The sequence below is a fragment of the Promicromonospora noduliphila genome, assembly GCF_056951025.1.
In genome coordinates this window covers 4,644,798-4,656,150 of the sequence record NZ_CM167806.1, presented here as the reverse complement: position 1 = coordinate 4,656,150, position 11,353 = coordinate 4,644,798, and the positions used below count along the sequence as shown (strand labels likewise).

13 protein-coding genes and 1 riboswitch are annotated in these 11,353 nt (G+C 73.2%); of the genes, 10 read left to right on the top strand and 3 right to left on the bottom strand.

Translation table 11 applies throughout. From position 1 onward, the window contains the following. Positions 1 to 8: 8 nt before the first annotated feature. From AC0QU1_RS20450 to AC0QU1_RS20420, 7 genes are all read left to right on the top strand, one after another. A complete protein-coding gene (locus tag AC0QU1_RS20450) occupies positions 9 to 986 on the top strand; it encodes an endonuclease/exonuclease/phosphatase family protein (RefSeq protein ID WP_483571968.1) in 978 nt (325 codons plus the stop codon). 260 nt (positions 987 to 1,246) lie between these two features. Then, positions 1,247 to 2,017, top strand: coding sequence for an RsmD family RNA methyltransferase (locus tag AC0QU1_RS20445; protein ID WP_483571966.1), 771 nt, complete (start codon positions 1,247 to 1,249; stop codon positions 2,015 to 2,017). Beyond that, entirely contained in the window at positions 2,014 to 2,538 is a 525-nt protein-coding gene (gene coaD, locus AC0QU1_RS20440) for a pantetheine-phosphate adenylyltransferase (protein ID WP_483571964.1), read from the top strand. The genes AC0QU1_RS20445 and coaD overlap by 4 nt, the downstream gene beginning before the upstream one ends. 235 nt (positions 2,539 to 2,773) lie before the next feature. Then, the gene (locus tag AC0QU1_RS20435; protein ID WP_483576754.1) at positions 2,774 to 3,328 is read left to right on the top strand and encodes a YceD family protein; all 555 of its coding nucleotides are present in this window, start codon (positions 2,774 to 2,776) and stop codon (positions 3,326 to 3,328) included. Positions 3,329 to 3,330: 2 nt separating this feature from the next. Next, positions 3,331 to 3,525, top strand: coding sequence for a 50S ribosomal protein L32 (gene rpmF / locus AC0QU1_RS20430; RefSeq protein WP_119143040.1), 195 nt, complete (start codon positions 3,331 to 3,333; stop codon positions 3,523 to 3,525). An 88-nt stretch (positions 3,526 to 3,613) separates the two neighbouring features. Then, positions 3,614 to 4,315 (top strand): ribonuclease III, encoded by a 702-nt coding sequence (gene rnc, locus AC0QU1_RS20425; RefSeq protein ID WP_483616292.1) that lies wholly within the window; start codon positions 3,614 to 3,616, stop codon positions 4,313 to 4,315. Continuing rightward, a complete protein-coding gene (locus AC0QU1_RS20420) occupies positions 4,308 to 5,468 on the top strand; it encodes a DNA-formamidopyrimidine glycosylase family protein (RefSeq protein WP_483571960.1) in 1,161 nt (386 codons plus the stop codon). Before rnc ends, AC0QU1_RS20420 begins: the two co-directional genes overlap by 8 nt. 179 nt (positions 5,469 to 5,647) lie before the next feature. Here AC0QU1_RS20420 and AC0QU1_RS20415 read toward each other — a convergent pair whose 3' ends face one another. Further along, complete coding sequence (locus AC0QU1_RS20415) at positions 5,648 to 6,625, bottom strand: NAD(P)-dependent oxidoreductase (RefSeq protein ID WP_483571958.1); 978 nt, start codon at positions 6,623 to 6,625, stop codon at positions 5,648 to 5,650. Positions 6,626 to 6,677: 52 nt separating this feature from the next. Then, entirely contained in the window at positions 6,678 to 7,598 is a 921-nt protein-coding gene (locus AC0QU1_RS20410) for a C40 family peptidase (protein ID WP_483571956.1), read from the bottom strand. Position 7,599: 1 nt separating this feature from the next. After that, a riboswitch (cyclic di-AMP (ydaO/yuaA leader) is annotated at positions 7,600 to 7,751 on the bottom strand. A 145-nt stretch (positions 7,752 to 7,896) separates the two neighbouring features. Between AC0QU1_RS20410 and AC0QU1_RS20405 the strand changes: the two genes are divergently transcribed. Both AC0QU1_RS20405 and AC0QU1_RS20400 read left to right on the top strand, forming a co-directional pair. Then, on the top strand, positions 7,897 to 9,624 hold the full coding sequence (locus AC0QU1_RS20405; protein ID WP_483571954.1) for a phytoene desaturase family protein: 1,728 nt from the start codon (positions 7,897 to 7,899) through the stop codon (positions 9,622 to 9,624). Positions 9,625 to 9,685: 61 nt separating this feature from the next. After that, positions 9,686 to 9,829: a GNAT family protein gene (locus AC0QU1_RS20400; protein ID WP_483616290.1), complete on the top strand. Its 144-nt coding sequence runs from the start codon at positions 9,686 to 9,688 to the stop codon at positions 9,827 to 9,829. 18 nt (positions 9,830 to 9,847) lie between these two features. Here AC0QU1_RS20400 and AC0QU1_RS20395 read toward each other — a convergent pair whose 3' ends face one another. Further along, complete coding sequence (locus AC0QU1_RS20395) at positions 9,848 to 10,336, bottom strand: MarR family winged helix-turn-helix transcriptional regulator (protein ID WP_483571952.1); 489 nt, start codon at positions 10,334 to 10,336, stop codon at positions 9,848 to 9,850. Positions 10,337 to 10,425: 89 nt separating this feature from the next. Here AC0QU1_RS20395 and AC0QU1_RS20390 point away from each other — a divergent pair, with 89 nt between their 5' ends. After that, a complete protein-coding gene (locus AC0QU1_RS20390; protein ID WP_483571950.1) occupies positions 10,426 to 11,238 on the top strand; it encodes an SDR family NAD(P)-dependent oxidoreductase in 813 nt (270 codons plus the stop codon). Positions 11,239 to 11,353 lie beyond the last annotated feature (115 nt).

Sequence of the window (11,353 nt, the reverse complement as noted above, 5' to 3'; positions counted from 1 at the left end):
CCCGGTCCGTGACGGTCGACGCGAGGCATGCGGTCCACGGCGACGCGCCCGCGAAGACGGCGTGGCAGCGCGGGAGGCTGCTGGCGCTCGGTTCCGTCCTGGTCGCCGTGCTGCTCGTGGCGCACGACGTCGTGCCGAACCGCTGGGGAAACCTGGGCAGCCTCGTCCAGTCGTTCTTGCCCTGGCTCGGGCTCGCGGTGCCCCTCGGGATCCTCGCGGCGCTGCTGCGGCGGTCGGCGCTCGCGATCCTCGCCGTCCTGCTGCCGCTGGCGGCCTGGATCTGGGTCTTCCTGCCGCAGGTGCGCCCCGCGGAGCCGGAACCGGGCGACCTGACCGTGGTCCAGCACAACGTCAGCGACACCAACACCGACATCACGGCCACCGCCCAGGTGCTCCTCGCCGCCGCGCCGGACGTCGTGACGCTCACCGAGGTGTCCGAGACGACGGAGCAGCAGTACACGCGGGCGTTCGGCCGGGCGCTGCCGCATCACGAGACGCAGGGCACGGTCGGCATCTGGTCGAGGTACCCGCTCAGAGGCGTCCAGGCGGTGGACATCCGGCCCGAGGGCTTCGACGCCTCGTGGGACCGCTGCCTGCGCGTGGTCATCCAGCGGGAGGGCACGGCCGTCGCGCTGTTCGTGGCGCACCTGCCGTCGGTCCGGTTCGGCAGCGGCGGCTTCGAGACGGAGCTGCGCAACGCGAGCGCGCAGCGGCTCGCCGACGCGGTCGACGCCGAGCGGAACGAGACGGTCATCGTCGCGGGGGACCTGAACGCCGTCCTGGCCGACGACGCGATGGCCCCGCTCACCAACCTCGTCACGGCGCCGACCACCGGCTTCGAGTTCACCTACCCGGCGGCCTTCCCCGTGGCGCAGATCGACCACGTGCTCGCGCGCGGCGCCACGGTGACGGAGGTGCGCGCCCTGGACCGGACGGGCAGCGACCACCTGCCGGTCGTCGCGCACGTCGACACTCCATGGCCTTAGGTGATGTCCGGACGAGGTGCGACGGGAAAGGACTCCGCGGTGGGAGGTCCGCGCCGGTCCTAGGCGGCGTCCGGGTGAGGCGCGATGGAAAGACTCCGCGGACAAGTTCGGTTGCGGGCAGTAGACACTGTCCACGCAGAGCAACCCACCTCCGCGGGCAACAGTTTCTCCGGGCCGTCCGGGCCGTCCGGGCCGTCCGGGCCGTCCGGGGCCCTCGGGGCCGTCTGAGCCGCCCGGCACGCCGGGTTAGGCTCGCTGGCGTGACCAGGATCGTCGCGGGCTCGGTCGGCGGCCGCACCATCGCGGTGCCGCCCAAGGGCACCCGCCCCACGAGCGACCGCGTCCGCGAGGCGATCTTCTCCCGCCTCGAACACCTCGGCGTGCTCGACGGCGCCCGCGTGCTCGACCTCTACGCCGGCTCCGGTGCGCTCGGGCTGGAAGCCGCCAGCCGTGGCGCGGTCTCGGTGACCCTCGTGGACAGCGCGCGCCCCGCCACCGACGTGGCGCGCAAGAACGTCGCCGGGCTGGGCCTGACCGGGGTGCGCGTCGTCACCGACACCGCCGAGCGCTTCGCGGCGTCGCTGGCACGCGTGGACCCGGGCACCGGCCTGGGCAGAGCCTTGGCGAGCACGACGAGCACGACGAGCACGACGAGCACGACGAGCACGACGAGCACGACGAGCACGACGAGCACGACGAGTGCGGCGAGGCCGAGGGCGGCGCTCGACCTCGTCTTCCTCGACCCGCCCTACGACCTCCCCGACGACGCGCTCGCCGTCGTCCTCACCCACCTCGCCGCACCGGGCGTCCTGGCCGACGGCGCCGTCGTCGTCGTGGAGCGTTCGACCCGTACCCCCGAACCGGCCTGGCCCGACGGCCTGACCCCCTTCGCCCGCAAGGACTACGGGGAGACGGCGGTCTACTACGCGGAGCCCTCCGACCCACTACAGTCCGACCCACTACAGTCCGACCCACCGCCGTCCGACCCACCGCCGTCCGACCCACCGCCGTCGGATACCGTGAGCGCGTGACCACCGTCGTCTGCCCCGGGTCGTTCGACCCCATCACGCTCGGCCACCTGGACGTCGTCCGCCGCGCCACCACCCTGTTCGACGACGTCGTGGTCGGCGTCGCGAAGAACCCCGGCAAGTCCGGGCTGCTGGACCTGGAGACCCGCGCCGCACTCGTACGCTCCGCCCTGGGGTCCGCCGCGGCAGCCGAGCCGGCCATGGCCCGGGTGCGCGTCGCCGTCGTGCCGGGGCTGCTCGTGGACTTCTGCCGGGAGGTCGGGGCGGTCGCCGTCGTGAAGGGTCTGCGTGGCGGCGGGGACTTCGACGCGGAGCAGCCGATGGCGCTCATGAACCGGCACCTGTCGGGGGTCGAGACGATCTTCCTGCCGGGCGACCAGCGGTACGCGCACGTCGCGTCGTCGCTGGTGAAGGACATCGTGCGGCACGGTGGACCGGTCGAGGACCTGGTGCCGGCCGGGGTCACGGAGGCCCTGCGGGCCGCGTTGGGCCGGCCGTCCGACGGGCCGTCCGCCGGCTCGTGAGGCCTCTCACGCCGCGCGGGCGCGCGTGAGTCCCGGTCCATGTCGTAGGATGGGTTGCTGGTCCCTGGCGTGAGTCCCCGACGTGGCGTGAGCCTCTGACGTGCGATTGCGTGCTGGTCCATCCCCTTCGCCGTCCGCTCGGCGCCGTCCTGCCGGATCGCGCTGCGCCGGACTGCCCGTGCTGATCCCGTCCTCATCGGAGCCTGCTATTTCCCGCGAACCGAACTCGCCGCTCGTGCTCGACACGCACGAGCTGTCTCGGCGTGCCGGATCGAGCCGTACGCACCGCGCGACCGTGCAGGCGCCGGCGGACCTCGGCACGGCCGTGATCGGTATTCCGGAAGGCTCCGACCTGGAGCTGGACCTCCGGCTCGAGGCCGTGATGGAGGGCGTGCTGGTCTCCGGCACGGTCCGCGGCACGGTCAAGGGCGAGTGCAGCCGCTGCCTCGACGACATCACCCGTGACCTCACGGTCGACGTCACCGAGCTGTTCGCCTACCCGGAGCGGGCGGCGGCGTCGGCCGAGGCGGGGGACGAGGACGTCGAGGACGAGGAGTCCGTCCTGGAGGACGACCTGGCCGACCTGGAGCCCGCGCTTCGGGATTCGGTCGTGACTGCACTACCATTTCAACCGCTGTGCCGGGAAGACTGCCCTGGCCTGTGCTCCGAGTGCGGAGCACGTCTGGCCGACGACCCCGGTCATCACCATGACGTGGTCGACCCTCGTTGGTCGGCGCTACAGAGCATGCTCGAATCTACGAGCGTGTCGGACGAGACGAAAGAGAGCTAGCCGTGGCTGTTCCGAAGCGCAAGATGTCGCGCAGCAACACCCGTGCGCGTCGCTCGCAGTGGAAGACCACCGCAGCGACCCTCACCACCTGCCCGCAGTGCCAGGCCGACAAGCTGCCGCACACGGCGTGCCCGACGTGCGGCACCTACAAGGGCCGCACCTACCGCGACGCCCTGAAGACCGTCCACGCGGGCTGACGTGGCCAAGGGCGGGACGTCGCCGGCGAGGCCGGAACCTACCGCGCTGCTCGAGAAACTCGGGGTCCATCTGGACCCCGAGCTTCTTGTGCTGGCACTGACCCACCGGTCGTTCGCGCACGAGGCCGGCGGCATCCCCACGAACGAGCGCCTGGAGTTCCTGGGCGACACGGTGCTGGGGCTGGTGGTGACCGAGGCGCTGTACCGGCGGCATCCGGACCAGTCGGAGGGTGACCTGGCGCGCATGCGTGCCGCCACGGTGTCGCAGCGCGCGCTCGCGGCGGTCGCGCGCACCCTCGGCCTGGGTAAGTACGTGCTGCTCGGCAAGGGCGAGATCCGCACGCGCGGCTTCGAGAAGGACTCGATCCTTTCCGACACCGTCGAGGCCCTGATCGGCGCGACCTACCTGTCGCACGGCCTGGAGACCTCGCGGGCGCTCGTGCACCGGCTCGTCGACTCGACGCTCGACGTCGCCGCCGGGCTGGGCGCCGGGCTGGACTGGAAGACCTCCCTCCAGGAGGCGTCAGCGGAGCGCGGCCTCGGCGCGCCCGACTACATCGCCACGTTCGAGGGCCCCGAGCACGCGCGGATCTTCCACTCGACCGTCGTGATCGACGGCGTCACCTACGGCTCGGGCTCCGGCAGCGCGAAGAAGCACGCCGAGCAGGGCGCGGCCGAGCAGACCTACCGGGCCCTGCTGGAGAAGTTCCCGCTGCCCACGGCGGACGAGGTGGACGACGCCGACACGGGCGCGTCGGCCGACAGCACGGCGCCGGCCTCCGGTGCCTGAGCTCCCCGAGGTCGAGACCGTCCGGGACGGCCTCGACCGCTTCGTGGTCGGCGCGGTGGTGCGCGACGTCGAGGTGTTCCGGGAGTACAGCGTGCGCAGGCACGACGGCGGGCCGGGCTCCTTCCGCGACCAGCTCGTCGGCCGGCGGCTGACGGCGGCGGTGCGCCGGGGCAAGTTCCTCTGGCTGCCGCTGGCGGCCGTTCCGGCCGGGGCCGCTCCGACGGGCGCCGCGTCGGGCGACGGCGAGCCGGCCGACAGCGGGCGAGCTGACGCCGGGCCGACGGACGCTGAGCCGGTGGCGGCCCTGCTCGCACACCTGGGGATGTCGGGACAGCTCCTCGTGCGGGGTACGCGGCCAGACGTCACGGCGCCCAGCACGGCCTCGGGCGACGCGGCCTTCGCCGTGGCGGCGTCGAGCGACGAGGACGACTGGCGGCACCCGCACCTGCGCGTTCGCCTGCACCTGGCGGATGCGCCGTCCGGGGCGCGGTACCTCGACTTCGTGGACCAGCGCACGTTCGGCCACCTGAGCGTCCAGGACCTGGTGCCGGACGGCGGCGGCTCGTCGCGCGGGAGCACGGCTCCGGCCTCCGGCGATCCGGCCCCTGACGCCCGAGCCCTTGACGCTCCGGCGCCCGGCGCCCCGACGTCGGACATCCCCGCCGGCCGCGGCTCCGACCTGCCCCTGCTGCCGGAGCCGGTGGCCCACATCGCCCGCGACCTGCTCGACCCTCACCTCGACCTGGACGGCCTGGTGCGCCGGGTGCGCCGCCGTCGGACCCAGATCAAGCGTGCGCTGCTGGACCAGACCGTCGTGTCCGGCGTGGGCAACATCTACGCCGACGAGGCGCTGTGGCGGGCGCGGGTGCACTGGGCCAGGGCGACCGACAAGCTGAAGGCCGCCGACGTGCGCCGGGTGCTGGAGTCGGCGGCGGAGGTCATGAGCGAGGCCCTCGGCCAGGGCGGGACCAGCTTCGACGCCCTGTACGTCAACGTGAACGGGCAGTCCGGGTACTTCGACCGGTCGCTCGCCGTCTACGGGCGCGAGAACGAGGAGTGCCGCCGCTGCGGTGCGCTGGTGCGCCGCGACGCGTTCATGAACCGCTCGTCGTTCACCTGCCCGGTCTGCCAGCCGAGACCCCGCGGCCTCTGACCAGGCGCCGAACCGAAAGCTACGTGTCCTCTCGTGGCCCGAAACGCAGCCTAGGAGTCCACCAGCCCGTCGATGAACTCGTAGCCTGCGGTTGGCGGCCAGCAGCACATGTAAGTTGCGGTTCGGCGCCGGCGTTCGTTGTGATGGCTGCGGATCTTGCGGTTCGGCGCGACACCGCGTCAGCGGCGCACCACGTTGCGCAGCTCGGCGCCGGCCCGCCACGCCGTGAGCTGCTCCGCCAGGAACTGCGCCGCGCCCCGGGGCCGGCCGCCCGCGACATGCGGCGTGAGGATCAGGTTCGGCACGTCCCACAGCGGCGAGTCCGACGGCAGCGGCTCCGTCTCCATGACGTCGAGCGCCGCGCCCGCGAGCCCGCCGGAGCGCAGCGCGTCCGCGAGGGCTGCCTCGTCCACGGTGGCGCCCCTGCCCACGTTGACGAAGCGCGCCGTCGGCGGCAGCAGGCTCAGCCGGCGGGCGTCGAGGATGTGCCGGGTGGCCGGGACGGCGGGCAGCAGCGAGATCAGCAGGTCGGTCTCGCCCAGCAGCGCGTCCAGGTCGTCGGCGCCCACCACGGGGTAGCCGGAGCGTTCGCCCGCGCGCGAGGCGACGCCCGTCACGCGTGCGCCGAGCGCGGTGAGCAGCGGGGCCAGCCGCACGGCGATCGAGCCGAAGCCCCAGATCGTCACGCGCGCGCCGTCGAGCGTGTACTCGCGGCCGGTCACCGGGTCGCCCTGGGCGAACGCGATCTCCTTGGCCCAGCGGTGCTCCCGCTGCGCGGCCAGGGAGACGTCGATCCGGCGGACCGACGCCAGGATCAGGGCCAGGGCGTGCTCGGTGACGGTGTCGTCGTGCAGCGACTGCCCGGAGGAGATCACGACGTCGGGCGCGAACCCGGAGCGCAGCGCGACGTCCGGCCCGGCGGAGAGGGTCTGCACCCAGCGGAGCTTCGTGAGCCGGCGGGCGGCGTCGGCGAGCATCTTGGGCGGGTTGGCCCAGGTGACCAGCAGCTCGGCGTCGGTGTGCTCCTCGGGGACCGGCTCGTTCATCGCGTAGGCGACGACGGCGTCGGTGCCGCCGGGCGCGAAGGAGGCGCCGCCGTCGGGCAGCCGGGAGGGGAAGTCGAGGTCGAACGGGACGTCCGGTACGAGGATCTTCACGCCGGGGACGTTACCGGACCCGGCGTGAAGATCCCGCACCTGGGACCAGGGGTCAGCCCGTCACCCGGATGAACACCGCGTTGTCCTGCCACATCTCCGTGTAGTGCACGGGGACGCCGGCCTGCTGGGCCTCGACGACCATGCCCTCGCCCGCGTAGAGCGAGACGTGGCCCGGCGTCCACACGATGTCGCCCGGCTGGGCGTCCGCGGCGGCGACCTGGTAGCCGACGGTCGCCATCTCGCTGGAGCTGCGCGGGAGGTCGATCCCGAGCTGGGCGTAGACGTAGTTGATCAGGCCAGAGCAGTCGAAGCCCTCGCTGGGGGAGGAACCGCCGTACACGTAGGCGATGCCCACGTACTCGAGGGCGAGGTTGACGGCCTGCTGGCCGAGGTCCGCGGACTCCGCCGCGGCGTCGGCGGCAGCGGCCGCCTCAGCCTCGGCGGCGGCCGCAGCCTCTGCCTCCGCTGCCGCCTCTGCCACGGCAGCCGCCTCGGCGGCGGCCCTGGCCTCCGCCTCGGCGCGAGCCTTGGCCTCCGCCTCGGCCTTGGCGCGCGCCCTGGCCTCCGCCTTCGCCTTGGCCTCTGCGATGCCGGCCTCGGTCTCGGCGTACGGGGTCACGGTGACGCGTCCGCGCTCGGCCCAGAAGTCGGCCTCCTGCGTGACCTTGACCCTGGTCACGAGGTTCTCGGCGAGCCCGGCGCGGAGCTTGGTGTCGACGGTGTTGTTGGCGGGCGCCGTCTGCGTGTGCGACTCGGCGGGCGCCGTGTGCGCGGTCTGGGTGAAGACCGACGCGAGCATGCCTGACGTGACGACGGCGATGGCGCCGGTACGGGCGGCGTTCTCGGCGGCGGTCTGGGTCAGGGCGGTGAAGGGGGTGAGTGCAGGGCCTTCGGCACGGTGCCTGCCCCGGTAGCTGGGTCGGTTCGCCTGGTCGTCCGCCCAGTCCTGGGCACGGTCGGTGAGTACGGTCACCAGTGATCTCCTCGGACGCCTACGAGGTGAGCTGTCGGGTTCGGATGGGGAGTTCAGTTCACCCGGCCTCGCAAGAGGCTTCACCCCAAGGACACTCGCGTGCCCGGCTTACCTGGTTCCCCCGCCCCTGTCACGTCGTAGCTGCTCAGGACCGGTGACAGGGCTCGGCGTCCGGACCTGGACCCCGCCGTTGCTGGCGAGGTGACATGACCGTACCGACCTTCCGAGAAAAAGTCACGATTAGGTCACATACCGACTCGTGATGGAACGTTCTTGGCAATCGCTACCCCGTGTCACCATGGCGAGCATGCCCGATTACCTACGCGCCCGGTACGACGTCGTCGTCGTGGGGGCCGGCCACAACGGCCTCACCGCCGCGGCCTACGCGGCCCGCGGCGGCCGCTCCGTCCTCGTCCTGGAGCGGGCCGACCACATCGGCGGCGCCGCCGTCTCCGCCCGGCCCTTCGCAGGCGTGGACGCGCGGCTGTCGCGCTACTCCTACCTGGTCTCGCTCCTGCCGCGGCGGATCGTCACGGAGCTCGGGCTGCCGGTCCGCCTCGTGCGCCGCCGCTGGTCGTCGTACACACCGGTGGCCGACGGCGGCCTCCTCGTGGACACCAAGGACGACGCCGCCACGCGCGCCTCGTTCCGTCGCCTCACCGGCTCCGACGCCGACTTCGAGGCCTGGGGCCGCTTCTACGCGATGACCGCCGACGTAGCCCGCCGCCTCGCGCCCACCCTCACCGAGCCCCTGCTCCCGCGCTCGGCGGTCCGGGACCTCGTGGGAGAGCCGGCCTGGCGCACCCTCTTCGAGGAGCCCCTCGGCGAGGTGCTGCGCAGCACCTTCGCGGACGACGTCGTGCGCGGCGTGGCCGCCACGGACGGCCTGATCGGCACGTTCGCCGACGTCGACGAGCCGTCCCTGCGCCAGAACCGCTGCTTCCTCTACCACGTGATCGGCAACGGGACCGGCGACTGGGACGTGCCGGTGGGCGGCATGGGCGCGGTCTCGGGCGCCCTGCACGACGCCGCGGTGGCCACCGGCGCCGTCGTCGTCACCTCGGCGACGGTCACCGCCGTCGACCCCGGTGCGTCCGGCGTGGAGGTGGCCTGGACCGACGCCGACGGGCGTGCCCGCGGTGTGACCGCCGGGCACCTGCTCGCGGGATGCGCCCCCGCCGAGCTGGAGCGGCTGCTGCGCGGGGCCGGACGGGGTGCTGCTGGCGGGCCGACCGTGCCGGGCGTGGGTTCCGGTTCCGGTGCCGCCGTCGGACCGGGTGCGGGGAACGCCGTCCGCCCAGGTGTGGCGGACGCCGTCGGCCCGGGTGTGGCGGACGCCGTCGGCCCGGGTGTGGCGGACGGCGGTGGCGCGGCTCCGGCGTCCTACCCCGAGGGCGCGCAGCTCAAGGTGAACATGCTCCTGACGCGCCTGCCGAAGCTGCGCGACGACGTCGACCCGGTGGCGGCGTTCAGCGGGACGCTGCACGTCAACGAGTCGCTGACCCAGCTCCAGGACGCGTACGCGCAGGCAGCGGCGGGGCGCATCCCCGAGCTGCCGCCGAGCGAGATCTACTGCCACACGCTCTCCGACCGGACGATCCTCGGGCCGTCGCTCGCCGGGACCGAGGCCCAGACCATCACGCTGTTCGGGCTGCACATGCCGGCCCGGCTCTTCCGCGCGGACCCCGACGGCGCCCGCGAGCGCGCGCTGCGGGCCACCCTGGCGTCCCTGGACTCCGTGCTGGCCGAACCCATCGAGAACGTGCTCGCGCTCGATGCCGAGGGCAGGCCCTGTCTCGAGGTGCGCACCCCGGTCGACCTGGAGGGCGACGTCGGGCTGCCCGGCGGGCACATCTTCCACCGCGACCTGCGCTGGCCGTTCGCCGAGTCGGCCGACGACGCCGGGCGCTGGGGCGTCGAGACCGAGCACCGGCGGGTGCTGCTCGCGGGTGCCGGCGCCCGCCGCGGCGGGGGAGTGAGCGGCATCCCCGGGCGGGCGGCGGCGATGGCGGTGCTCGGGGGCTGACGGCGGGACCGCGCTCGTCGTCGCCGAGTCGCACCGCGGCAACGGGGCGGGCCGGGAGCTCGTGGCGGCCTTCGAGGAGTGGGCAACGTCCGTCGGCGCTCTCCGGGCGACCGTGGCGTCGGCCATGAGGCGTACGGGCGCGCATGCCTTCTACGATCGGCTGGGCTACGAGCAGCGCAGCAAGAAGTTCGACAAGACCCTCTGACGCCGGCCGGCCGCTCGCCTACCCACGCCGGGCGGTCTCTGGTGTGTCTGCGTCTTGTGCGTCGTCGGCCGTCTGGTCCGGCGCGGGTAGACCGGGTCCCGTGACCCGGCTCAGCAGTGCCGTGAGCTGCCGCAGCTCGCTCTGCGTCAGCACCGCCAGCGGGGTCTTCTCCAGCGCCGTCCGGACCAGCTCGTCGCGCACCTCGCGGCCCTTGGCCGTCAGCACCAGGACGCGGGAGCGGCGGTCGTTCGGGTCGACGGCGCGCTCCACCAGGCCCCGGCCGGTGAGCTGGTTCGTGATGAAGGTCAGGTTCGGGGCGTTGCAGTACAGGCGCTCGGCCATGACCTTCATCGAGGGCGGCGGCTCGTCGGGGTCGATGACCCACAGCGCCTGGAACGTCGCCGGCGTGAGCTGGTGATCGGCCAGCGCCTGCCCGAGGAGGTCGTTGGTCCGCATCCAGATGTCGTGGGTCGCGGCGACCACCGCGGTGAGCTCGGACGTGGCCATGCCGCCCATCCTACCGATGTTTCGAGCCTCGAAGGATCGTGCTACGTTCGGCATCCGATACTTTGAGGCTCGAAACAATGGAGGATCCTGTGAACGACGACTACCGAGGCGTCACGGCACTCGTGACCGGCGCGTCCAAGGGGCTGGGGCGGGCCTACGCGCTGGAGCTGGCGCGGCGGGGTGCGCGTGTGGTCCTGCTGGCCCGTTCGGAAGAGACCTTGCGGACGGTCGCCGCGGAGATCCGGGAGCGCGGCGGGCCCGAACCCGAGGTGGTCATCGGCGACATCGCGGCACCGGACGGCCCGCAGCGGATCCTGGAGGAGCTGCGGGACCGCGGCCTGACCGTAGGACTGCTGCTCAACAACGCCGGGGCGGGCAGCGCGGGACCCTTCCTCGACCGCCCGCTCGGTCCGCAGCTCAGCACCGTCGGACTCAACGTCAGCGGCCTGCTCGCGCTGACCCACGCGATCGGGCGTGACCTGGTCGCCCGCGGGTCGGGCGGCATCATCAACGTCTCGTCCACCGCCGCCTTCCAGCCCATGCCCTACCAGGCCAGCTACGCCGCGACCAAGGCGTTCGTGCTCTCCTTCACCGAGGCGCTGGCCGAGGAGCTGCGCGGCACGGGCGTGCACGTCATGGCCGCGCACCCCGGCGCCGTCGCCACCGGCTTCTTCGACGGGACCACCGCCACGATCGACCCCCGGGCGGCCGACGCACCGGAGACCGTCGCCGCCCGGACGCTGGACGACTACACCCGCCGGTGCGCCGTGTCCTACCCGGGCAGGGCCGTGACCCGGGCCATGACCTGGCCGGCACGCCTGCTGCCGCGCAGCGTCGTCCCCCGGCTCACGGGCAGGTTCAACCGGTGGCAGGGCCTGCACGAGGTGACCGACGTCGGCTGAGTCCTGCCTGATGCCTGATGCTGACGCCTGCCGGTTGGACGCTCGGGCTACCAGCCGGTGCCATGGACGATGCGCCTGCTGCCGGGAAGGACGCTTCCGGCAGCAGGTGTCTGGT